This is a genomic window from Moraxella sp. K127, from assembly GCF_015223095.1.
Taxonomy (GTDB): domain Bacteria; phylum Pseudomonadota; class Gammaproteobacteria; order Pseudomonadales; family Moraxellaceae; genus Moraxella.
In genome coordinates this window covers 34020-58852 of the sequence record NZ_JADFBZ010000002.1, presented here as the reverse complement: position 1 = coordinate 58852, position 24833 = coordinate 34020, and the positions used below count along the sequence as shown (strand labels likewise).

General features: G+C 43.8%; 20 protein-coding genes. 11 read left to right on the top strand and 9 right to left on the bottom strand.

Annotated elements, in window-relative coordinates; all coding sequences use genetic code 11:
- Positions 1–21: 21 nt before the first annotated feature.
- Positions 22–804 carry a M48 family metallopeptidase gene (locus tag IM753_RS00810; RefSeq protein ID WP_194108428.1) on the bottom strand — a complete coding sequence of 261 codons (783 nt, stop codon included), beginning with the start codon at positions 802–804 and terminating at the stop codon, positions 22–24.
- A gap of 232 nt (positions 805–1036) precedes the next feature.
- Here IM753_RS00810 and IM753_RS00805 point away from each other — a divergent pair, with 232 nt between their 5' ends.
- From IM753_RS00805 to IM753_RS00795, 3 genes are all read left to right on the top strand, one after another.
- On the top strand, positions 1037–1234 hold the full coding sequence (locus IM753_RS00805; protein WP_065256459.1) for a hypothetical protein: 198 nt from the start codon (positions 1037–1039) through the stop codon (positions 1232–1234).
- Positions 1235–1297: 63 nt separating this feature from the next.
- The gene (locus IM753_RS00800) at positions 1298–1678 is read left to right on the top strand and encodes a Rid family detoxifying hydrolase (RefSeq protein ID WP_194108427.1); all 381 of its coding nucleotides are present in this window, start codon (positions 1298–1300) and stop codon (positions 1676–1678) included.
- Positions 1679–1865: 187 nt separating this feature from the next.
- Positions 1866–4142 carry a primosomal protein N' gene (locus tag IM753_RS00795; protein ID WP_194108426.1) on the top strand — a complete coding sequence of 759 codons (2277 nt, stop codon included), beginning with the start codon at positions 1866–1868 and terminating at the stop codon, positions 4140–4142.
- 52 nt (positions 4143–4194) lie between these two features.
- Here the strand turns inward: IM753_RS00795 and IM753_RS00790 are convergent, their stop codons facing one another.
- Entirely contained in the window at positions 4195–4713 is a 519-nt protein-coding gene (locus tag IM753_RS00790; RefSeq protein WP_172823650.1) for an ABC transporter substrate-binding protein, read from the bottom strand.
- Between the two features lie 551 nt (positions 4714–5264).
- Entirely contained in the window at positions 5265–6296 is a 1032-nt protein-coding gene (locus IM753_RS00785; RefSeq protein ID WP_194108425.1) for an ABC transporter substrate-binding protein, read from the bottom strand.
- Positions 6297–6588: 292 nt separating this feature from the next.
- On the opposite strand from IM753_RS00785, the gene ftsY reads away from it, so the two are divergent.
- Together ftsY and IM753_RS00775 are read left to right on the top strand one after the other, a co-directional pair.
- The gene (ftsY, locus tag IM753_RS00780) at positions 6589–7527 is read left to right on the top strand and encodes a signal recognition particle-docking protein FtsY (RefSeq protein WP_065256455.1); all 939 of its coding nucleotides are present in this window, start codon (positions 6589–6591) and stop codon (positions 7525–7527) included.
- A 56-nt stretch (positions 7528–7583) separates the two neighbouring features.
- Positions 7584–8111, top strand: coding sequence for a methylated-DNA--[protein]-cysteine S-methyltransferase (locus IM753_RS00775; protein ID WP_062501409.1), 528 nt, complete (start codon positions 7584–7586; stop codon positions 8109–8111).
- Positions 8112–8435: 324 nt separating this feature from the next.
- Here the strand turns inward: IM753_RS00775 and msrAB are convergent, their stop codons facing one another.
- Both msrAB and ahcY read right to left on the bottom strand, forming a co-directional pair.
- Positions 8436–10121 (bottom strand): bifunctional peptide-methionine (S)-S-oxide reductase MsrA/peptide-methionine (R)-S-oxide reductase MsrB, encoded by a 1686-nt coding sequence (gene msrAB / locus IM753_RS00770; protein ID WP_065256454.1) that lies wholly within the window; start codon positions 10119–10121, stop codon positions 8436–8438.
- A gap of 93 nt (positions 10122–10214) precedes the next feature.
- Positions 10215–11588 (bottom strand): adenosylhomocysteinase, encoded by a 1374-nt coding sequence (ahcY, locus tag IM753_RS00765; RefSeq protein ID WP_194108424.1) that lies wholly within the window; start codon positions 11586–11588, stop codon positions 10215–10217.
- A 613-nt stretch (positions 11589–12201) separates the two neighbouring features.
- Here ahcY and IM753_RS00760 point away from each other — a divergent pair.
- Positions 12202–13860, top strand: coding sequence for a mechanosensitive ion channel family protein (locus IM753_RS00760; protein ID WP_194108423.1), 1659 nt, complete (start codon positions 12202–12204; stop codon positions 13858–13860).
- Positions 13861–13903: 43 nt separating this feature from the next.
- Here the strand turns inward: IM753_RS00760 and IM753_RS00755 are convergent, their stop codons facing one another.
- Positions 13904–14608, bottom strand: a complete 705-nt coding sequence (locus IM753_RS00755) for a hypothetical protein (protein ID WP_194108422.1) — start codon at positions 14606–14608, stop codon at positions 13904–13906.
- A gap of 193 nt (positions 14609–14801) precedes the next feature.
- Here IM753_RS00755 and brnQ point away from each other — a divergent pair, with 193 nt between their 5' ends.
- Positions 14802–16091 (top strand): branched-chain amino acid transport system II carrier protein, encoded by a 1290-nt coding sequence (gene brnQ, locus IM753_RS00750; protein ID WP_065256450.1) that lies wholly within the window; start codon positions 14802–14804, stop codon positions 16089–16091.
- 54 nt (positions 16092–16145) lie between these two features.
- Here the strand turns inward: brnQ and IM753_RS00745 are convergent, their stop codons facing one another.
- Positions 16146–16646, bottom strand: a complete 501-nt coding sequence (locus IM753_RS00745) for a hypothetical protein (RefSeq protein WP_156065167.1) — start codon at positions 16644–16646, stop codon at positions 16146–16148.
- A gap of 299 nt (positions 16647–16945) precedes the next feature.
- On the opposite strand from IM753_RS00745, the gene IM753_RS00740 reads away from it, so the two are divergent.
- The 4 genes from IM753_RS00740 (at position 16946) to cysG (ending at position 21714) form a co-directional block, all read left to right on the top strand.
- Positions 16946–18625 carry a nitrite/sulfite reductase gene (locus IM753_RS00740; protein WP_194108421.1) on the top strand — a complete coding sequence of 560 codons (1680 nt, stop codon included), beginning with the start codon at positions 16946–16948 and terminating at the stop codon, positions 18623–18625.
- 18 nt (positions 18626–18643) lie between these two features.
- Entirely contained in the window at positions 18644–19171 is a 528-nt protein-coding gene (locus IM753_RS00735; RefSeq protein ID WP_065256448.1) for a DUF934 domain-containing protein, read from the top strand.
- A 367-nt stretch (positions 19172–19538) separates the two neighbouring features.
- Positions 19539–20210 (top strand): phosphoadenosine phosphosulfate reductase family protein, encoded by a 672-nt coding sequence (locus IM753_RS00730; RefSeq protein ID WP_065256447.1) that lies wholly within the window; start codon positions 19539–19541, stop codon positions 20208–20210.
- Between the two features lie 136 nt (positions 20211–20346).
- Entirely contained in the window at positions 20347–21714 is a 1368-nt protein-coding gene (cysG, locus tag IM753_RS00725) for a siroheme synthase CysG (RefSeq protein ID WP_065256562.1), read from the top strand.
- Between the two features lie 79 nt (positions 21715–21793).
- Here the strand turns inward: cysG and secF are convergent, their stop codons facing one another.
- Both secF and secD read right to left on the bottom strand, forming a co-directional pair.
- Positions 21794–22921 (bottom strand): protein translocase subunit SecF, encoded by a 1128-nt coding sequence (secF, locus tag IM753_RS00720; protein ID WP_065256561.1) that lies wholly within the window; start codon positions 22919–22921, stop codon positions 21794–21796.
- 9 nt (positions 22922–22930) lie between these two features.
- On the bottom strand, positions 22931–24805 hold the full coding sequence (gene secD / locus IM753_RS00715; RefSeq protein WP_065256560.1) for a protein translocase subunit SecD: 1875 nt from the start codon (positions 24803–24805) through the stop codon (positions 22931–22933).
- Positions 24806–24833: the final 28 nt, after the last annotated feature.

The window sequence follows — 24833 nt, the reverse complement described above, 5'->3', positions numbered from 1 at the left end:
GATGTATTATGACAACTTAAATTAACGCCCGATGGCACGCTCATAGATGGCACGGTTCTCAGGCAGGAGTTTTTCCATTGCTTGAATGCGACTGTCGTTATTGGGGTGGGTGGAGAGAATGCTACCAACCTTACCACCACCACCTTGTTTGGCGTTCATCTTTTTCCAAACATTGATGGCGTCAGCGGGGTTGTAACCTGCCATCGCCATCAATCGCATGCCTAGGGCGTCTGCTTCGTATTCGTGGTGGCGAGAGTAGGGCTTATCAAGTCCGTATTCGTGTAACACGCTCGCCCCGAGATTGACCATGTCGGCATTATAGCCCGTGTTGGCTTGGACAGCGGCGGCACCAAGTTGTACCGCTAGGCTAGACAGGACGTTTGCTCCCATTTGTTTTTTACTATGTTCTAGCAAGGCGTGAGCCATCTCATGCCCAACAATGGCAGCAATCTCACCCTCGGTCAAGTGATAATTCTGGGCCAGCCCTGTGTAGAACGCCATCTTGCCACCTGGCATCGCCCATGCGTTTTCTTTTGGGTCTTTGATGACGATCATCTGCCAATCAAAACGCATGCCTGTATTATTTAGAGAGTTGGCATGCGGTCTTAGGCGGTTAAAGGCACGCTGGATGGTTTTGGCGGTGTTTGATGTGGTATCAATCTGAGCCTTGCTGAGTATTTGATGGTAGTTTGATCCTGCCTGAGCATTTAGGGTTTTGCTGTCCATGCCTACCATATCAGCAACGGTTGTGCAACCTGATAAAGTCAAAATGACACTAAGTAGGGTAATGCTTGATTTTTTCATAAAGTATCCTGTAAGCATCCTTATTCCATCTGTCCTAAGAGATGATTTGTTGATTATCATAGCATTTTCAAAATCTAAAAACAATACGGCGAAAGAATGATTTAACAGTAAAAAATACTTGAATATTTGGCGTATTTTGTTTAATATGACAAATATCAAAGCAATCTGTCTACTCGGATCGGTTGCTATAAATATAACTTTTGCTTCATAAAATTCATAAAAGGAGATTGCGATGTGCTGTCATATTGACCTAAACTCAAAAGATGAAGTTGCTCACTTTTTGGGTAAGACCGAACCGAGCATTTTGCCAAAAACCTCTGATAATGTCGCAGGCAATATTGTCTATACTGGCAAGCCTGCCATGAGTCTGTGGGATGAAATCGTGGCTTATTGGCAAGCCAATAAAATAAACAAACAAATAAATACATAAAGATGACAATCAAGCATTTAGCATAAACATTGGCATTAACTTTTTAAATGATAGGAGCTGTCCATGCCAAAAAAAATCATTCATACCAATGACGCCCCAAAAGCGGTGGGAACATATTCCCAAGCTGTCAAAGTGGGTAATACTGTCTATATTTCAGGTCAAATTGGACTTGACCCTGTCAGCATGACCTTGCGTGATGGATTTGTCGCCCAAGCCAAGCAAGTATTTGATAATATTGAAGCCATCGCCCAAGCTTCTGGTGGCAGTTTGGCGGATGTGGTTAAGTTTAATGTATCACTGGATGATTTAAATGATTTTGATGAATTAAATCAAATCTTTGAGTCTCGTCTGACCGCTCCTTATCCTGCTCGTGCCGCCCTAGAAGTGGCAGCCTTGCCAAAAGGAGCATTGGTAGAGATTGAGGCGATTTTGTATATTGAATGAACTTTTTAACTTATCGTGCAATCGTACATAAGGGCGAACACCGCCCTTATTTATTTGGTGTTTATTTGGTGTTAAAACATGTCCATCTTATGGTATGTGGGATATTTGCCATAAAAATGTCTGTTTAATACTCTGATGTTTAATAATGCCTTTATTTATAATGTCTTGTTTTTGTAAAGATGACACTATGTTAATCCAAGTTGCTCTGCCTGTACCGCTTTATCGTCTTTTTGATTATCGTGTGATAGGCGTGTTGCCCAAGGTGGGTGTGCGTGTCAAAGTACCATTTTCTCACCAAGAGCTGATTGGTATCGTGGTGGGGCATGTTCATCCTAATGACAGTGATGTGCCACAAAATAAGCTAAAATCGCTCATTGATGTGATTGATGATGAGCCGATTTTTGATGAATATTTTTTTAAACTTGCCAGATGGTTGTCATCTTATTATCATCATCCATTTGGCGATACGATGGCGGTCATGTTACCCACGCTTATCAAGGCAGGGGTGGATGTTAGTGATGACATACGGCGGTATCGGGTACCTGCCCATGTTGATGATGATTTTGTCAAAAACGTGTTAAGCAAAACCGCCAAAAAACAGCATGCCAATTTTGCCATTATTCGTGATAATCCCAATGCAACCAAATACACCTTGCACATGCTTGGGGTAACAGAGAAAAATTTGGCATTATTTGCCCAAAAAGGGCTGATAGAATGCCACACCACACCAAACACACCTCCCCCACAGGTTCAGATGGCACAAGAACCGCTGACCCTAAACGATGAACAACGCTCGGCACTGATGCAGATAAGCCAGAGCATTCATGATGGGTGTTATCGGGGCATCTTGTTAAATGGCATCACAGGTTCAGGCAAGACCGAAGTGTATCTACAAGCGATGGAGCAGGTGTTGGCACAGGGCAGGCAGGTACTGATTATGGTGCCTGAGATAGGATTAACCCCACAAAATCGGACACGTTTTTTGGCACGTTTTAGGGCGAATGTCGTTGTTTTGCACTCAGCACTCAATGACAAAGAACGACTGTTGGGATGGCAGGCATGTCGTCAAGGACAGGCTCAAATCATCATCGCCACACGTTCGGCACTGTTTTATCCATTTGCCAATTTGGGGCTGATTATCATCGATGAAGCTCATGACACAAGTTTTAAACAACAAGACCATTTACGATATCATGCCTGTGATGTAGCGTTGTATGTGGGTGTGCTAAAACAAATCCCCGTGGTGCTAGGCACGGCAACGCCCAGTCTTGAACAAATCAAACTTAGCCATGATAATAAACTGTATGAATGTAAACTGACCAAACGGGCAGGGAATGCGACACCGCCCACCTTTGACCTTGTGGACATGCGAGTAGGCACACTGTGGCAGACGGACATGGCAGGCGAGAGCCGTGATACTAAGTTGTCTCATCAGACAGTACAGGCGGTGCGTGATACTTTGGAGCGAGGTGAGCAGGTGCTGATGTTTTTAAATCGGCGTGGCTATGCTCCGATACTGCTGTGTGGGGCATGTGGCTGGCAAGCGGACTGTGTGCGGTGTAGCAGCCATCTGACTTTACATAAAAATCCCTTTAAAAAAGCACATCACGCCAATGAGCAGTATCTGTATGATTACCTAAAATGCCATCATTGTGGCTATCAAGTGGTCACCCCTAAGATTTGTCCAGGTTGTCACAGTCCCAATCTTGTGCATTTGGGTCAAGGAACAGGGCAATTATATGAAAGGTTGCATGGTATTTTTGCTAATCCTCAAACCGTCCAAACCCCTTATCCCATCGTGAAGATAGACCGTGATACGGTGCGTGGTCAAAGGGCGTGGGATAAGTTGTATGAGCGTGTCAGCACAGGCGAGCCGATGATATTGGTAGGGACGCAAATGCTGGCAAAGGGTCATCATTTCCCCAATGTAACGCTTGTGGTGATTGTCAATGCTGATGGTGGTTTTTTGTCACCTGATTTTCGCTCACCCGAACGCACCGCTCAGATGATCATGCAGGTGGCTGGCAGGGCTGGGCGAGCAGGGCGAGCAGGGAAGGTACTGATACAGACGCTAAATCCTGATAATCCGCTACTGCTTGATTTGATACGTCAAGGTTATGATAAATTTGCTCATGATTTGTTGGCAGAGCGATGCGAGTTGGGACTGCCACCTTATAGCCATGCGGTGCTGATTCGGGCAGATGGGAATCGGCTTGATGCTGCCAAAAATGCCATTATTGGAGCAAAAAATCATCTGCCCAATGCCCACCCTTTTGCTGTGCTTGCTCCCATTGATGCCCCAATGGTCAAAAAGAACAATCGTTTTCATGTACAAATGCTCATCCTTGCCAAAGAACGCAAAGCTCTGCATGATGTGCTGTCATGGTGGTGGCAGGGTGTGCTTGCCCTGCCCAGCTCTCGGGGGGTTAAGATGGCGATAGACATTGACCCTGTGGGGTGGTAGGCTTGATAAAAACGCCCAAACGATGTGGTTTGGGCGTTTTGTTGTTGGGTGGTTATTGGGCGGTAGTGGATGAGACTTGGATTTTTTGCAAATCTTCAGAGAGCCATTTCTTCTGAATCTCTGCCAAGCGTCCGTTTTCTTTGAGCTTTTTGATGCCAGCATTGATGTCATCTAACAGCTTGGTATTTTGTTTATCCACAATAACCCCAACGTGAGCTTCGGCGACAGATTGGCTTTCGTAGGGATTGCTTTCTAAGTTGAGCTGGGGAAAACTTTTTGCAAAGTGGTCAGCGATAGAACCTTGGATGGCAAAGACGTCAATCTTGTCTTGGGCAAGAGCTTCGACCAAACTATAAGGGGTGGGGTACTCGGTAAGCTCAGCATAACCACCCACCGCTTCGATGTCTGCACGCTGTTTACCGCCAACGATGATGCCAACACGCTTGCCTGCCAACGATGTCAAACCATCATAAGTGCCAGAGCCTTTGACATAATTTTTGAAAGGATTTGTAAAGTTTTGTGTGTACGATAGTTTTTTTGTTAGGGCGTGCCTGCCTTTGGTATTTGCCATGAAAAATGAGAAAAATCGCATGTTTTTCAAGGAAAAAACAAAGGCTGTGAGTTTTCTATCAGGCAAGTTTTTATTATGAAAAACAATCCGACCACTTAACTGGGTAAATTTTAAGATTTTCACTTAATTTTTAAATTAAATCTCTTTCCAAACTAAAAATAAACCCTTATAAGTATTGGGGTTGAAGTTTTTAAAAATCCATAAAAATCAGGATTTGGAAAGAAGTCTATTAAGTGGTCGGATAGCCATTTTTCATGCAAAAATTGATAAAAGCGTTAAATTTTCATCGTTTTTATAAAGAATGTTACACCCAACGAATTTGATATTTACCACAGGCTTTGTAGGGACGTGCTGAGCACGTCCTTTGATAATACACCAATTTTATAGGCGTGCTCAGCACGCCCCTACATCCATACAGCATTACGTTTATAGTAATTTTAAAGTTTATTGGGTGTATCAACGTTCAACACGCCCTAATCTTTTATGTAAAAAATAAGTCATGCTAATCGGATGTTGGCATGACTTGTGTTGAAAAGATGGTTTTTTAAGAATCACTCTTTACGTGGCACGCTATCCACGTCAATGGCGTCTTTCATGAGTTCGTCGCTGATGGTTACGCCTTGATTTTGGGCGTGTTTGGGGCTGACATAGAGCGTGAGCTTGTTCATGACCTCAGGGGCGATGTCGGTAGGCTTGGTGCCGTCTAGGGTCTGGGCGACCAGTTTGGCAGTGGTTACCCCAAAATCAAAATCATTAACCCCAAGCCCTGCACTCGCCCCACGTCTGACACTAAACTCATCGGATGCGATGACGGGGATTTTTAACTCATTGGCAACCCCAACCATGGCTTCCATTGCCGATGCTACGCCATTATCAAGGGACGTGTAAATCAAATCGGCACGCCCGCCCAAAGCACGAGTGGCGGCAGCGACATCAGATGAGCGGTTGGCAGGCACGTCCACAAGGGTCATGCCACGTTTGGGTAGTTCGATGGCAAGCTGTTCTTTGATGACCACAGAGTTCGCTTCACCAGGACTGTATACAAAGCCGATACGCTTGGCGTCAGGCTTGATTTGGGTGAATAAATCAAGCTGTGGTTCGAGCGGTAGCTGGCTAGACAGTCCGGTAATGTTCGCTTGTAGGGCTTGGTTGTTATTATCGATAAGTTTGGCTGCCACAGGATCGGAGACGGCAGTATAAATCAGGGGGATACTCTGGGTCGCCGCCGCTAGACTTTGGGCGGTGGGGGTGGTAATGGCAACGATGGCATCAGGGGCGTCGGCAGCGAACTGCTTGGAGATTTGCCCCATGGTCGCCATGTTGCCTTGTGCTGATTGGAAATTTACCGTTAAATTTTGCCCTTCTTGGTAGCCATTTTGCCCCAAGCCGTAAATCACCCCTTTTCTGATGTCATCAAGCGATGGGTGTTCCACAATGGCACTGATGGCAATGGTTTTGGGGGCTTTTTGGGTGGCGGTGTCTTGGGTGGTTTGTTCGGCAGGCGTGGTGGTAGGTTTGTCATTGCCACAGCCGGTCAGTAGGGTGATGGCGAGCGTTAGGGCGGATAAGGCGTACGTTTTCATAAAAATCCTTAATAAATAGGTTGCCTATACTCAACTTAATATTAGTGCTTGCTTTATTAAGGGCAAATGGCGATTTACCCCTGCAATTTAAAAACAATCATTGAACAATGAATAAGTTGTCATATTAAGTTGAGATTGGCGTTATATACTAAAACGCAGATAATTTAACATATTTAACCCAAAAATACAGCGGTTTTTGTAAAAATATTGTCATTTTATCATCGCTAAATTTTAATTATACCCAAAAATATGCTATTATTAATCGCAAATTTAATAAGATGAGCAAGCAGACATGAGCGAGAATAAAAGCGGATTTTTTGCCCGCATGAAAGCAGGATTGTCCAAATCCAGTAAGAATTTATCAGAAGGTCTGATGAATGCCTTAGTCGGTGGCAAAGAAATTGATGATGAGTTGTTAGAAGAAGTCGAAGACCAGCTTCTTGTGGCGGACATTGGCGTGGATGCGACCAACAGGATTATCACAAGCCTGACCGAGCAGACGGCACGGGGCGATTTGATTTATTCGCATTCGTTATATAAAGCCCTAAAAAAAGAACTGGTGGACATCTTAGAGCCCAAAGTTGCTCCGCTTGTCATTGACACGACCAAAAAGCCGTTTGTGATTCTCATGGTGGGGGTCAATGGCGTGGGTAAAACGACAACCATTGGTAAACTTGCCAAACGTTTACAAGGCGAAGGCAAGTCAGTCATGCTGGCGGCAGGCGACACCTTTCGGGCGGCAGCGACCGAACAGCTCCAAGTGTGGGGCGAGCGTAACGGCATTCCTGTGGTGGCACAGGGGCAGGGTTCGGACAGTGCATCGGTGATTTTTGATGCCATGCAGTCTGCCAAAGCCAAAGGCATTGATGTGCTGATTGCCGATACCGCAGGGCGACTACAAAACAAGACTTATCTTATGAATGAGCTTGAAAAAGTCATTCGTGTCATGAAAAAAGCAGACGAGACCGCCCCACATGAGTGCATGATTGTACTAGATGCTGGTACAGGTCAAAATGCCATCAGTCAGATTAATCTGTTTGGCGAGGTTGCTCCATTGTCAGGTGTTACCATCACCAAGCTAGATGGCACAGCAAAAGGGGGTGTGGTTTTTAATGTCGCCCAAACCACCGACGTGCCCATTCGTTTTATTGGGGTGGGTGAACGTATTGATGATTTACAGCCCTTTGATTCAAAAGAATTTGTAGATGCACTCATCGGCGAGGAAAAATGACAAAAAGGCGAATGTATTTCGCCTTTTATTATATAGGATAAATTAAAAACAAACTTATGATAACCACACACTATTATCCGCCCATAGATTTGCCGATGATTACTTTGACGGTAAAAGATGGCAAGTTATTGGCATTGGATTGGTATAATAATAAAACCGCCCAAATTTTTGATAAATTAAATCAGCATGCAGTTTTTATAAAACAGGCAGATTTAAAAAATGATGATAAAAATCAATCAATCGCCTTGCAGGTCATTACCCAGTTAGACGAGTATTTTAATGGTGAACGCATGGTATTTGAATTACCGCTTGATTTATCACATGGTACCGATTTTCAGATAAAAGTTTGGCAAACGCTCTGCCAAATCCCTTATGGACAAACGATAAGTTACAAAGCGTTGGCAACCATGATAAATAAGCCCACCGCACATCGTGCCTGTGCTAACGCCAATGGCAAAAACTTAATCTCGCTTATCATACCGTGTCATCGTGTGATAGCGTCGGACGGTACGCTGGGTGGGTATACAGGTGGGGTGTCAATTAAGCGAATATTGCTTGATTTGGAGAGTAAGAATTTGATATAAAAACCCAAAAACTTTATAGGGCGTGCCTGCCCCTTTATAACAATATTTACAATATAGAAATATTTTAGAAATAGACTAATCATTTTTGCATGAAAAATGGCTAAATCTTGTGGCTCGAAGTCAAAAGCTCGTTTGATAGAACGACTATCAAACTTCGCTTTTTCCTTGAAAAACGTGCAATTTTTCGTGATTTTAATTGCAAATACAAAAGGCAGGCACGCCCTAATATTTGAATCGGAAAATACAAGGTGGGTTATATCCATTTTAAATGCCAATAATGTCATAGGCAAAATATAACCCAGCTCTACAATCTTTATACAAAATTTACGGTCTGGCAGGTAAAATAAGTGGCAATAAAGCTCCATAACCCTCTTTTTGCATCTGTGCTTTTGGTATGAATTTTAGTGCATTGCCATTGATACAATAACGCAAACCCCCTCTGTCTTGCGGTCCATCAGTAAATACATGTCCCAAATGTGAATCCGCCACTCTTGAACGCACTTCTGTGCGAATCATATTATAACTGTCGTCTTTGTGTTCGGTGATGACCTCTGGGGTGATGGGTTTTGTAAAGCTTGGCCAACCACAGCGAGAATTGTATTTGTCGGTAGATAAAAATAAAGGTTCACCACTAACAACATCTACATACAAGCCGTCATCAAATAATTGGTCATAGTCATGACTAAATGCCCATTCTGTTTTTGCTTGTTGCGTGATGCGATATTGGGCATCGGTCAGGGTTTGTTTTAAATTATCTTTATCAAAATTTTGATAGCGTGTTGGTTCTAATGCTTCATCAACGGTCTTTGCCTCATCCAAAGTATTGGGGCTGTTTTTGGTGATTTTTTTATTGGCAAGACTTAAATCAACATGACAATAACCGTCAGGGTTTTTGGTAAGATAATCTTGATGGTAGTTTTCTGCCATGCTAAAATTGGATAACGGCAGGTTTTCAACGGCAATTTTTTGTTGGTACTTATCTTGTAAGGCGTTTAGTGCTTTATCAATGACCGCTTTATCTTGTGTATTGACGTAATAAATGCCCGTGCGATACTGTATGCCACGGTCATTGCCTTGCTTGTTGATGCTGGTGGGGTCAATAATGCGAAAATAGTACTGTAATAATGTATCTAAATCCACTTTGTCAGCATCATATGTTACCTTGACGGTCTCGGCATGACCTGAACCTCTGATGACCTCCTCATAGCTTGGATTTGGTAGATTTGGACTGCCATTGGCATAGCCACTTACCGCATCCAAAACGCCGTCAATGCGTTCCATATAAGCCTCAACACCCCAAAAACAGCCCCCTGCCAAATAGATGGTGCTCACGTTAGCCGTATTGCCATTACTGTTGTAATAGTTGGTGTTTTGGCTGGGTTGGGTCATGGTGCTGTTTTGTGTTTTTAAGGCTTCTAGGGCATTAGGATTATCTGCCAAATAGTTCATTTGTTCTTGGCTTAGATTTCCCCTGTTAAGATACACAAGTTTACCGTGTTTGTCTAATATTGCCCAACTTGGATAGGCTTGTACGCCCAGCTGAGTGATGATTTTCGCTTCTGTATCAATTAGTACAGGTAAGGTAGGATAGTCTGCTTGTAATACTTGATACCAATCTTTAAAGGCCTGAGTGGGTTTTTCTCCAAGGTGATTTGGGCTGACAACAGTAACAATATTAAAGTCTGAAAATTTGGGGTCGTTGTGCCAGTCTTGTGTTTCTTGTAGTGTGCCTAGGCACAGAGGACACCAACTTGCCCAGAATTTTACCAATGTGGGTTTATTTGGGTTAATGACATCTTTGCCTGTATCGCCCAATCCTGAGGTTATCTGAGGTAAGTTGTGCAGTTGCGATAATAACTCATTGGGTAATACATCGCTACTTTGGTGTAGCTCGGTTTGGTTGCCATGATGGTTACCGATGCCTTTGCCACAAGCGATGAGCGTAAAGATGCTTGTGGTGGCACTAAGTCCAAAAATGCCAATATTTTTGATGAATCGTTTGGAAAACATGCTTAATTTACTCCTGTTGTAACCTATTATCTAAATGGTGTCGCCAGCTGATTTTATCAATGATGCACGTGCGACACCGTGCCTATATTACGTTTAGTATTTGTACTCACTTGCCTTAAATGGGCCGTTCACATCTACCCCTAGATAGTCCGCTTGTTCTTGGGTGAGTTTGGTCATCACACCATTAAAACCTGCAACCATGGCAGCAGCCACCTCCTCATCTAGCTTTTTGGGTAGGACTTTGACATAGACGCTGTCTTGTTTTTTATCAGTTGGCAGGTTGGCAAAGGCTTCTTGATACAGATGAATCTGGGCAAGTACTTGATTGGCAAATGAACCATCCATGATGCGAGAGGGGTGTCCTGTGGCGTTGCCTAAGTTGACAAGACGACCTTCGGATAAAACAATCAGATAATCCATGTCATCATCGGAGCGATAGACTTGATGAACCTGTGGTTTGACCTCTACCCATTTCCAATGTTTACGCATAAAATCAGTGTCAATCTCGGTATCAAAATGCCCGATATTACACACCACGGCGGTGGATTTTAGAACCTTTAACATCTCGCTGTTGCACACATGATAGTTGCCTGTGGTGGTAACGACAAGGTCGGTATCCGCCATAAGAGCGGTATTAACCCCTTGATTTTGTTCACCATCTATAAATGGCGATACCAGCTCATAGCCATCCATACATGCTTGCATGGCACAAATGGGGTCAATCTCGCTCACACGCACAATCATGCCCTCTTGACGTAGGCTTTGAGCTGAGCCCTTGCCCACATCACCATAGCCGATGACAAGTGCACGCCGACCAGATAAAAGCATGTCCGTACCACGTTTGATGGCATCATTTAAAGAATGACGACAGCCGTATTTGTTGTCATTTTTGGATTTGGTAACAGCGTCATTGACATTGATGGCGGGGACTTTGAGTTCTCCTTTGTGAAGCATTTCAATCAAGCGGTGTACACCTGTTGTGGTTTCTTCGGAAATGCCGTGAATACTATCTAGCATTTGTGGGTATTTATTATGAATGAGTGCAGTCAAGTCGCCACCGTCATCTAGGATAAGGTTGGCGTCCCACAGTTTGCCGTCTTTGTGGATTTGTTGCTCTAAGCACCATTCGTACTCTTCTTCGGTTTCGCCTTTCCATGCAAAGACAGGGATACCCGCGGCGGCAATGGCGGCGGCGGCGTGGTCTTGGGTGCTAAAAATGTTGCATGACGTCCAACGAACTTCTGCCCCTAGTGCCACAAGCGTTTCAATCAAGACAGCCGTTTGAATGGTCATGTGGATACAGCCCGCAATCTTCGCCCCTGCTAGGGGTTGTTCGCTGGCATAGCGTTTGCGAATGCCCATAAGGGCAGGCATTTCGGTTTCGGCAAGTTTAATCTCTTTGCGACCAAACTCGGCAAGGCTAATATCGGCGACTTTGTAGTCGGTAAAATTTGACACTGCGTTCATGCAGTTTTCCTTAAAAATAAATTGATAAATAAAAAACACAGATGTCGTTGTTTTATAATGATTAAAATATTTTAAAAATATAGTTAAGAAGTTTAGGGTAAATTGCAATTTGCCCCTACAATCTTATCCAAATATAACCAAAGGACTTGAAAATTACCACAATTTATGATGTGTGGATGTAGGGACGTGCTGAGCACGTCCTTTGACAATGCCAATTTTATAGGCGTGCACAGCACGCCCCTACAAAGCTGTGGCAAACATCAAGTTCGTTAGTATACAATATTAAAATCATTAAACCAAGCCTGACTTAAAAAAGTTGCAACATCTCTTGGTGTGCTTATTATAGCCTAGTTAATAATAAATTTCAAAATAATAAAACAAATAACAAAGCCCAGACCAAGTAAATTTGCAATGTTTATGTAAAACAGCCATTTTTCATGCAAAAATTGGTTGAAGTTGTCAAACTTTACCATATTTTATAAAATTGTTATCAATGTTCAACACGCCCTATAAATTGTGTTATAAAGGTTCAATATGTCATGGATTACATGATAAAATAGCCGATTTTAAAAATAAGCTCATTATCAATTGATTTAATAAAACCACATTCATCATGCCTACCGTGCCAACATCTGTATTTCGTCCGATAGTTTTTATTAAGTCCTGCCTTGTCATCGTCCTAGCGGTGTTGTCCCTTGCCGTGCCTGTGGCAGGCTTTGCCAATGCCGCCTTGACCGACACCGCCCCAAAGAGCGAGACGCCCACGCCCCAAGACAGCTTTGGGCGAGACACACCACGCAGTACCATGCAAAACTTTGTCAAAGCCTTGTCGGATAAGGACGTGGAGCTGACAGTAAAGTATTTGGATTCTGACTTTTTAAAAAAGCAAAAAACGTCCGATACAGTCATCCACGACCTAAAACTTGCCCTTGACAAAGGCGGACGGCTACTACCTGATTTGTCAATCAGCGACAAAAGCGAAGGCGATTTGGCGGACAGATTGCCAAGCAATCTAGAAAAAGTCGGGACGATTGATGTTGATGATACCAAAATAGATTTATTGCTTATCAGAAAAACCGACAAAGACAACGTGGTTTATTGGCAAATTTATAAAGAAACGCTGGATAACCTGCCCAAAGATTTGACCGAAAATCGTACCACGCTTGCCGATGCCTTTGGGCTGGATTTTTTTGGCGACAGGCAACTGTTGGGGCATAAAATCTCGGATGTGGTGTCGCTCATCATCTTGATTGCTATTGGCTTATCGCTTTTGTGGGGTGGTCTGTGGGTAGTGTGGGGCGTGTTTGCGTTTTTGTATCCGAAGGTGCGTGGCAAACCCTTTGGCATACCCTCCAAAGCCTTGTTGCCGTTGGCGGTGGTGATTTTGGCGTCCATGCTCCCTGAGATGATGGTGCAAATGGCGGTGCCTGTTACGCTTCGCTCGGCGGTAACTCGGGGTATTGAAGTGGTGGCGTGGCTGGCGACTGCTTGGCTTGCCTTGCGTGTCATTGATGCGGTGTTTATGCGTGCCGAAGAAAACAGCCGAAAGCACAAACGGCTTGAACAGGTGTCTATTTTAAATCTGTTTAGAAAGGTTGCCAAAGCCTTTATGCTCATTTTGGCGATTATCATCATTTTTGGTAATTTGGGCTTTGATTTGACCACAGGGATTGCCGCTTTGGGGGTGGGGGGTCTTGCTCTTGCGTTCGGAGCTCAAAAAACCATTGAAAATCTCATCGGCTCGGTCATGGTCGTGGCGGACAGACCTGTGCGTGTGGGGGATTATTGTCGATTTGGGACGATGGAAGGGACGGTGATTGATATTGGTATTCGGTCAAGCCGTATTCGCACGTTGTCTCGGACGATTGTAACCGTGCCAAATGGCGAGTTTAGTGCCATGCAGATTGAGAATTATGACGCTCGGGATATGTTTTATTTTTATCATTTTTTGTACCTAAAACGCACGGCAAACCCTGATGAAATTGGCAGGCTTATCAATGACTTGCAGTTATTTTTGGAAAATCACGTTTATGTCAATAATGAATGGACACTGGTAAGGTTAAGTGAGTTACGCCAAGATGCTTTTGTCATTGAAATGCGGTGCTATCTCAATGCGTCCGATGTTACGGTGTTTTGGAAAAAACAAAGCGAACTGCTCATTGATGTGTTAAATGAAGTAGCACGATATGACGTAGAACACGCCTTGCCCAGTCAAGAGATTAAGATTAAAAAGGATAGTGAATTTGATGGGTTTGATGAGTTGGCAACATAAAAAGGGGTATAGCCCCCTTTTTTTGATTTGAATGCCAATGACACTAAAAATCAGGGTGTAAAAATCCCAACAAGCCAAATATATACCCTAGCACCATCGACGTTACGACAAAGCCAATCAAAGCACCAATGCTAATTAAGATGGGTTTTAGCCATGTTTTTCGCTCATACTCATCACCTATCTCATCTTTGACATAGGCAACCTGCTTTTTGCCAAGACCGAAATACCAAGCAAATAGGATGATAAGCCCTGTGGCATTAGGTAGACTAATACCTGTCGTCATTTCAAAAATCACCAAGCCAAACATGATGGCAAGTACAATAAATGCCAAAGTTTTGCTTTGCTGTGCTAATTCATCTTCGCCCAATTCCTGCCAGTTTAGAGCGTGCATATAAATGGCGACAGGCACGAAAATTAGGGCAATAAAGGTGGCTTTATTGGGGTTCCATAGATAGGGCGTGTAATATTCATCTGCACTAGAATCATAGCTTGGGCTTTGATAGGGGTTAAAGCTTGGCTCGGGTGATGGTTGGTTGTGATGAATGGGCTGTGGCGAGGTAAAAAAGTGAGGTTCTTGGGTTTGTAGTTTGGCGTCATAGCTTGGACGGACGGTGGGGTTTAGTAGCCATTCATTGACTGCTTTGATGACTTTGGGGTCCAAGGTCTGGGCATGGGTATTTAGAGCTTGGCGGATTTGCACATCCGTGGCGTGTGCCGACAATCCTAAGACTTGATAAAGGTTTATCATGTATTATCCTAATATTTCAAAATATAACCATATCATACCACAATATTACTATAAAATAAAAAGAAAAATTATTTATGAGTGATGATTTCTTATTAACCCATGAAAATTTATTATCAATGACCCAAAAAAGCTTTGTTTTGTAAAAATATTGTTACAATGCCCATCTTTATAAAAATATGGCAACAAAACAATCATGAACAAAAACACGCTTATCATTGGCTTTATGCTATTTGCCTTTTTCTTTGGTTCGGGCAATTTGATTTTTCCACCCAAATTGGGCTTTGAAAGTGGGCAATTTTTTATCCCTGCTATGTTGGGTTTTATCTTGACAGGTGTGGGTCTGCCTTTGGCGGTTTTGATGATTGGTTCAAAGTATGACGGTGGCTATCAGCATGCTCTTGCTAAGATTCATCCTTGGTTTTCGGTGGCATTATTGTCAGCGATTTATCTGACCATCGCTCCGTTTTTTGTCATTCCACGTACAGGAGCGGTGGCGTATGAGATGGCGGTGTTGCCATTTTTGCAGGCACCAAACTGGACAAGCCTGTTCATCTTTACCGTGATTTATTATGCCATCTCACTGTGGCTGTCTATCAATCCGAGCAAATTGGTTGACCGTATTGGAGCGATTTTAACGCCCATCTTATTTGTTACAGTATTGGCACTTATTATCATCGCATTTATTAAGTTGGGTGCTAATCCTGCCAGTATTGCCCTGCCAAATTATGATGGTAAGGCGTTTTTTATTGGTTTTTTAGAAGGATATAACACCATGGATATGATTGCATCTGTGGCGTTTTCAGTGCTGGTCATGAATGCCATTAGCCAAAAACTCGGTAAGCGTGCTGATTTGTTTGTTGAAACCACAAAATCAGGGCTGATTGCCATCTCTGCATTGGCACTCATTTACCTGTCGCTTGGCTGGATTGGCAACCATTTACCCCTATCGGCAGATGAGCTGATGCAAGTGGCGGACAAAGGGCAAAACATCGGCACGTTTATTTTGAATAAATCCGCGGTGCTAGGTTTTGGCTCATCAGGTGGGGTGGTGTTAGGATTGATTGCTTCTTTGGCGTGTCTGACCACAACCGTGGGTCTGACTGTATCAGCATCGGAGTATTTTCACAAAATTTTTCCCAAAATCGGTGCGGTGAAATTATCTTACAAATCCTATGCCATCACCTTTACACTCATCGGTTTTATTTTGGCAAATCAGGGACTAAGTGCGGTAATTGACAAATCCATTCCTGTGCTGTTGATATTGTATCCAATTACCATGACAGCGATGATTTTGCTTGGGCTAAATATCATAAGACCCGTGCCTGTTTTTGCCAAACGCATCAGCCTTGCATTAGTTACGCTTGTATCGGTGCTGTCTGTGGCGGGTATGAATATTCCTTTAAAAGAATATTCGATGGAGTGGCTACCATTTGCCATTGTCGGGCTGATTATAGGGCTTATTTTTGATAAGATTAAAAAATAAGTCAAAATAAACCCCAAACTTGCATATTTGGGGTTTATTTTTATTAAGGCATTTCTATTGCTGAGTATGTGCCTGTAAAGCCTTTTTTGCCCACACCCTTTTACTAATGCTATGAATGATTAAGGTAATCAGTAGCCCCCAAAAATAACTCATCATTTGATATATCATGCCTCCATGTCGCCATGCAATCGGCTCTACCTTATCATCAATGAGTTTATAATGATATTCGACGGGGTCGGCAAGGCTGTCGTTCCATGTTTTTAATAAATAGGTTTGGTCGGGATTTTGATGAAGTTTAAGTCGCCATACGCTATTTGTAGATTGTATGGGATTTTTGCATAATTGGTAATCGTTGGGTGCTTGTTCATACTCTTTTAGGATAACAAGTGGTAAAAGTTTGTCGTCTTTTGTGGTTGTTGTGGCACAAATATTAAAATAGTCGCTCGGCTGTCTAAATGCAGGTTTGTTAAATAGCGAGATAAGCTGGCTTAATGCTATCCATATTAAGATAAATAAGAAAAAGCGGACGATTTTGTATTGAAGTAATTTTTTCATGGGGTTGGGTTGAATTGGGTTATTGAATTTTTGTTTCATTGACGTGAGTTTAATCAATTATCAAATTTTAAAATAGGGCGAATTGCAATTCGCCCCTACACATCTATTTAAATAAAATAATGGGGCGTATATCTCATACATCAATTAAATCCAAAACATTATACAAAACCCACCCCACCCACGCAACCGCCCCAAATCAACGCTATGCAAATTCCCCCTATCTATATGCCATTTTTGCATTACCCTTTTTGACGGCTTTTTTTTACCATATCGCCATTAACAGCCAAACGGAACCAGCCATGTATCAATATTCCTATGCCGACCAAGCCCTTGTCAATGAACGTGTCGCCCAATACCGCCGTCAGACCGAGCGGTATTTGGCAGGCGAGTTGCCCGAAGATGAGTTTTTGCCCATTCGCCTACAAAACGGACTCTATATCCAACGCCACGCCCCCATGCTTCGTATCGCCATTCCCTATGGGCTTTTGGCAAGCTATCAAATGCGAACGCTGGCTCACATTGCCGACACTTATGATAAGGGCTATGGGCATTTTACCACTCGCACCAACATTCAGTTTAACTGGGTCAAATTGCCCGAAGTCCCCGACATCTTACAACTACTGGCGGACAACCAAATGCACGCCATTCAGACATCGGGCAACTGCATTCGCAACACCACGACCGACCCCTATGCGGGCATTCATGGCGATGAGATTGCCGACCCACGCCCCTACTGCGAGATTATCCGCCAATGGAGTACCTTTCACCCAGAGTTCGCCTATTTGCCACGCAAATTTAAAATTGCCGTCATTGGCACAACTGCCGACCGTGCCGCCACGCAGGTGCATGACATTGGGCTTCATGTGGTACAAAAAAATGGCGAGATTGGTTTTGAAGTCATCGTTGGGGGCGGACTTGGGCGGACACCGATGATTGGTAAAGTCATTAACGAATTTTTGCCACGCCGTCATTTATTAAGTTATTTGGACGCTATTTTAAGGGTGTATAATTTAGAAGGACGGCGTGATAATAAATACAAAGCTCGTATTAAGATATTGGTTGAGAGTATGGGTAAAGATGAATTTGCCAAAAAAGTGGATATAGAATGGCAATATTCCAAAGACGGCGATTTGACATTGACCGATGAGCATTTTAAAAAGGCAGAAAGTTATTTTAGCGAGCCTGATTATGAAACGATTGACCCATTAACTGCCAATGACATTTTGCAAAAACAATTAAATGCCGATAAAGAGTTTAAAAATTGGTATGAGCATAATACCGTCATTCATAAAATAAACGGTTATAAAGCGGTTGTGATTTCACTAAAAGCAGGCGTGATAAATGACAAATATATTCCAGCAGGCGATTTGACAAGTTACCAGATGAATAAACTTGCTGATTTGGCGGATAAATATTCCTTAGGCGAGATTCGTGCCACGCATCAGCAAAATTTGGTATTGGGCGATGTTAAAATCACCGACCTGTATGACTTATATCACGCCCTAAAAGAGCTTAATTTGGCACGAGCCAATATCGGCACGCTGACTGATATGATAGTTTGCCCAGGGTTTGATTGTTGTTCGCTTGCCAATGCCACCACGCACAATATCGCCCATAACATTGAAAATGCCTTTAATGATTTGGATTATTTATATGATTTGGGGCAAATTCGCCTAAATATGTCAGGCTGTATGAATGCCTGTGCTCATCATCATGTGGGCGATATTGGCATTTTGGGCGTGGACAAAAAAGGCGAACATTGGTATCAGATTAGTCTGGGCGGAAGTTCTGGGGCGGACGCACGACTTGGGCAGATATTGGGGCGAGCGGTATCGGCTGATGATGTGGCGGATACGATTTTAACCATTGCCAATGTTTATAAAAACAATCGCCAAGAGACGGCGGACGATATAGAAACCTTTGCCGATTATGTGCAACGAGCAGGTATTGCTCCATTTAAAGAAGCGGTATATGGTTAATATAAAAAGGATAAAAATATGAAATTGATTATTTTAAAAAATGACGTAATAAGCCAAGAAGTTTCGGACGTGGTGTTATATGCCACCAATATGTCCGATGATGAAAAAACGGCATTATCACAAAGTATTGATTTGACAATAAGCGATACATTGGCAAATAAAGAAAACACCCTAATCACCATATTAGCAAAAGATTATCAAGATAGTCATTTGGATTATCATATTTTATTAACGGCTGATGATAATGAACATGAATTGGCACAAAGTTTGGATATTAACACATTAAAAAATATCCTAATTTATGTCAAAGATTTTAAAGACGGGCGAGTCTTTAGCCTAATCCGCCAACTCCGCAAAATCAATGACCACGCCACGATAATCGTGGGCGGTGCGTTTGGGCTTGACCAGTCCAGTTATTTTGTCAAATCAGGGGCAAATGGTTTTATTGTAGATGATGATAAAGTAGATACACTGATATTAACCTTAAATGATTTAAAAACCGCCCAAAGCCGACAATCAGTCAATGCGTTGCCGATGTTTCGCTAGGTTTTAAATTTAAAATAAATTTTTGTAAAAATTAGAATTATAGAAAACCGTTCGTGGTGAGCTTGTCGAACCATGAAAAGGTTTTCTATCACCCTTCGACAAGCTCAGGGCGAACGGAAAACCTAGTTCAGCATACTTTTTGGACTACTGCCAAATGTAGATATGTAGGGGCGAATTGTAATTCGCCCAAATAAACTTTACCATAGGATAAATGATATTGTCCTATGGTTTTTTATATTTAAAAAATTTCAAAAATTAAATAAAAAATTTAATATGCCAAAACCGATTAACGATAGTAATTTTTATAAGATTACAAATAAAAAATTTCGTTTTATGATATATCCACCTTAGTTAATTGGAGCTTATCATGTCAAAAACTATTGTGAATGAACAAAACCTTGATGAATATAATTCATCACTTACTTGTAAAACGCCCCAAGAGATTGTCAAATGGGCATTATCCATTGCCAAAAATCCCATTATTACCACCAATTTTCGCCCTTATGAAGCGTCTATTTTGCATTTGGTGTCAAGCATTCGCCCTGATATTACCGTGCTATTTGTGGATAGCGGATATAATACCGTGCAAACTTATAAACACGCCCAAAAACTCATTAAAGAATTAAATCTAAATGTGGTTACTTATATCCCTGCCCAAACTCGTGCCTTTCGTGATGTGGCATTGGCGGACGTAACCATAAACGGTATTCCTGATGTGGATAGCGACTATCATGCCGAATTTACCGAACAGGTCAAATTAGAACCGTTTCGCCGTGCATTGGCGGAGTTAAATCCTGATGTGTGGTTTAATGCCATTCGTAAAGACCAAACCGAATTTCGTACGGCATTGGACGTATTAAGTCTATCCAAAGACGGTGTATTAAAAGTCGCTCCGTTGTTTTATTTATCGGCAGATGAATTAAATACCTATCAAGCCAATCATGGATTACCCACCATAGCAGACTATGGCGAAGATGATTATTTTGACCCAACAAAGGCATTGGCACACCGTGAATGCGGATTACATACGCAATTATAAAAAATGTCATATTTAAAAGGTTTTCCGTTCGCCCTGAGCTATGCCTTCGGGTGATAGAAAACCTTTTCATGGTTCGACAAGCTCACCACGAACGGTTTTCTTTTTAAACATTAACCAAATCAGCCAAAACGCCAATATGAATACCTTGCCTTTATTTTTTAATCTAAATCAAAAAACCGTACTCATCATTGGGGGCGGAGATGTCGCCCAAAGAAAAGCCACGTTATTAACCAATGCAGGGGCAAGGTTGGTTGTGCTTGCCAAAAATTTTGATAAAGATTTTAAAGAATTTTTGATTCATCATAATCATATCATCATTCAAAAATCCTATGAAAAACAGGATTTGATAGACATAAAAAATGAGCATGATATCATATTGGTAATTTGTGCCACCGATGATAATGAGTTAAATAAAATCGTTCATCAAAACGCCAAAGAAATTGGGCTGTTTATCAATGTCGTGGATACGCCAGAGTTATGCGATTTTATCTTCCCTGCGATTGTGGATAGAGACCCGATTACCATTGGCATTTCATCAAATGGTAAAGCCCCTGTATTGGCTCGCCTTATCCGTGCCAAAATAGAAAGCAGTTTGCCAAGCAATATCGGCGACATTGCCAAAAAAGCAGGCGAATTTAGAAATACTGTTAAAGAAAAATTAAGCACAATCAACCAAAGACGGCATTTTTGGGAAAAGATTTTTACCAATGCCTTAAATGACAAACCCATAAAAAATTTATCCGATGAATTAGATGATTTTATCAAAAATGACAATAAAAACACAGGCGAAGTCTATATCGTGGGGGCAGGGGCAGGCGACCCCGATTTATTGACCTTTAAGGCGTTGCGACTTATGCAACAGGCGGATGTGGTGCTGTACGATGCCCTTGTCTCGCCTGTCATTGTGGAGTTGTGTCGGCGTGATAGCGACAAGATTTTTGTCGGCAAAAAACGCAGTCATCACACCAAAACCCAAGATGAGATTAACACCCTTATCGTGCAGTATGCCAAGTGTGGCAAGCGTGTGCTACGCCTAAAAGGGGGCGACCCGTTCGTGTTTGGGCGTGGGGGCGAGGAGATGCTAGCGTGCCGTACTGCGGGCGTGCCATATCAAGTCGTGGCAGGGATTACGGCAAGCCTTGCAGGGGCGAGCGGGGCGGGCATACCGCTCACGCATAGGGGGCTTGCGACCAGTGTGCGGTTTTTGACGGCGTGCTATCAGGACAGCGAGTTTGACGGTCTAAAAAGCGTGTATCACAAGGACGAGACGCTCGTGTTTTATATGGGGCTTCATGCCATTGACAAAGTCGTGGCGAACCTGACCAAAAGCGGACTTAGCACGGATACGCCCATGGCGATTATCTCAAATGCCAGTTTGCCAAATCAAGCGGTACTGACAGGGTTGCTTTCAAATATTGTACAAAAACAAGCAGTTGCCAATCTGCCTGCCCCTGCAATTATCGTGGTGGGGAATGTGGTGGGGGTTTATGAGGGTGGGGGTTAGATTGTGGGTATAAATTTAAATTATTTGCCCCAAAAACAAAACCGCCCAAAATCATTTGAGCGGTTTTGTCAATTTTAAATCAATCTTGGGCGTTTTGGAGTTTGGGGTCAGCAAAAACCACCACTTCTTCTTCAAATTCAGGTTTGACACGCACCACAAAGTCTTCACGAGACAAGCCCATACGCAAAGGAATGGAGCTGGCAACATAGACCGATGAATACGTCCCTGCAATGGTGCCGATAAACTGAGCCAGAGCAAACCAAAACAGACCTTCACCACCTAAGAACAGCAATGCAAGCACAACCACAAAGACCGTACCAGAGGTCATGCAAGTACGGCGTAAGGTCTCAGTCAGAGATAGGTCAATGACTTGACGGGGCAGCAGTCCACGCACACGGCGAAAATTCTCACGGATACGGTCATAGACCACGATGGTGTCGTTCACCGAATAACCAATCAATGCCAACACAGAGGCAAGCACGGTCAAGTCAAACGGCCAACCAAAGATGGCAAAAAGTCCGCACACCACAATCACGTCATGGAACAGGGCGAGCGTTGCTCCCACTGCCAATTTGAATTGAAAGCGAATGGAGATGTACACCATCATTAGAATAAGTGCCAATCCTAACGCCATGAGCGACTGTGTATAGACTTCTTTACCCACTTGACTGCCGATGATGTTGACGTTATCCACTTTGGCAGGGTTGGCAGGTAGGTTTAGGGCATCGCTTAGGGCGTCGCTTAGACCTTCAGGGTCTTTGTTCTCTTGGGGTGGCAGGCGAATGAGTAGCTCTTGACGGGTGCCAAGATACTGCACAACCGCATCATTAAAGCCTTTGTCAGCTAGAGCGGAGGCAACTTGTGCCTGCTCCACAGGCTGACTGTACGCCACATCGGCAGAGATACCGCCTGTGAAGTCCAGTCCGAGATTTAGCCCCTTGGTGGTGATGGCAACCAAACTGGCAATCACCAAGATGGCAGAGAGAACCACCATGGGGATCTCTAATTTCATAAACGGGATAATGCGTTTATTACCCAGTAGTTTGACCCCACCTTCTTTTTCGGCAAACTCATCGGTTTGGGCGATGATGGCTTGATTGTCAAGGCTGGCATTGGCAGCGGCGTTACTGCCCTTACCGTCACGGCGTGGAGCACGACGACGGCGAGTCTCACCGGTGGTGTTAAGATTGTCGTTATTGTCTGTCATCTTCTACTCCTAGCCGATACTAATTTTGGTGAGATTTTTGCGATTGCCGTACCAGATTTGCATCAAGGCACGAGTGACAATGATGGCGGTAAACAAGGAAGTGATGATACCGACAGCAAGCGTGATGGCAAAGCCCTTGACAGGACCTGTACCGATGGCAAACAAGATAAAGGCAATCAGTAGCGTGGTTAAGTTACCATCAAAGATGGAACTAAATGCACGGTCAAAGCCTGTAACGATGGCGGACTTGGGCTTGGCACCACTGGCAAGCTCCTCACGAATCCGCTCAAAAATCAGCACGTTAGCGTCCACCGCCATACCCATGGTCAGCACGACCCCAGCGATACCGGGCAGGGTCAGCGATGAGCCGATGATGGACATCACCGCCGCCAGCGTGATGATGTTAAAGGCAAGGGCGATATTGGCAATCACACCACAAGCACGATAGAACACAATCATCCATAAGAACACGAGCAGATAGCCGATTTTGGATGCACTAAGACCTTTATCAATGTTATCTTGACCCAGTGATGGACCAATGGTACGCTCTTCGACAAAGTACATCGGTGCTGCCAATGCCCCAGAGCGAAGCAGTAGGGCAAGCTCGCCAGCTTCGGCAGGACTGTCTAGTCCTGTAATGACAAAGGATGAGCCCAACACCGCCTGAATGGTGGCACGGTTGATGACCCGAGTCTCACTATAAGGCTGACGCACTTCCTTAGTCTCGCCTGTGGCGGGGTCGGTCTCATAGCCGATGCGTTGCTTGTTTTCGATAAATAGCACCGCCATTTGCTTGCCCACGCTGGTGCTGGTGGCGTTTTGCATGAGACGACCGCCTGCGGTGTCTAGGGTAATAGATACCTGTGGGCGACCATTTTCATCAACACCGGCTTGGGCGTTTTGGACTTTATCGCCTGTCACGATGGTTTGGCGGTCAAGTAAGACGGGTGAACCATCAAGCGTACCAAAAGGGAAGGCTTCGGTGCCGGCAGGGGCGATACCGCCTGTGAAACTCTCCGCACCGTCTGCGACCATGCGAAACTCCAAGTTTGCTGTGCGACCCAGTACACGTTTGGCTTCGGCGGTGTCCTGCACGCCAGGTAGCTCTACAACGATACGGTTGGTGCCTTGCGACTGTACCAGTGCTTCTGCCACACCCAGCTCATTGATACGGTTACGCAAGGTGGTCAAGTTCTGACCGACAGCATACTCGTTGATTTGGTTTAGGGCTTGTTCGGTATAAGTGAGTTCTAGCACCGCCCCGTCATTACTGGCAAGGGGTCTTAGCGTGAAGTCCATCATGTTCCCTTGCAGGGCACTTTGGGCTTGGTTGCGTTCATCGTCGCTATTAAAGGTCAGTACCATGCCATCTTTGGTGGTTCTTAGGCTTTTGACGGCGATTTTGGCGGTACGCAGATTGCGACGCACGTCTTGGGTGGCAACCGTTAGGCGTTGCTCTAACGCTTTATCCATGTCCACTTCTAGGACGAACCGCACGCCCCCACGCAAGTCCAGACCCAGTTTCATCGGCTTTGCCCCGATGTTTTTTAGCCATTCGGGCGTGGTCTGGGCAAGGTTTAGTGCCACAACGTAGTTCTCGCCTAGGTTTTGGCGTAAGGTCTCTTGGGCTTTGAGCTGGTCTTCGGCGGTATTTAGGCGAATCAAGGCACTGTTATTGGCAAAGCTACCATCATGATGTGCCAAACCTGCCTTATCAAGCAGAGCCTGTGACTGCACCAACACGTCAGATGTCAGTTCAGTACCAGCACTGGCACCTGTGATTTGTACCGCAGGTTCATCAGGGTAGAGATTGGGTAGGGCGTAAATGCCAGAGACGACCAGCACCACAGCGATGAGTATGTATTTCCAAGCAGGGTAATGCATAAGGACTTCTTTACAAAGGTTGATGATG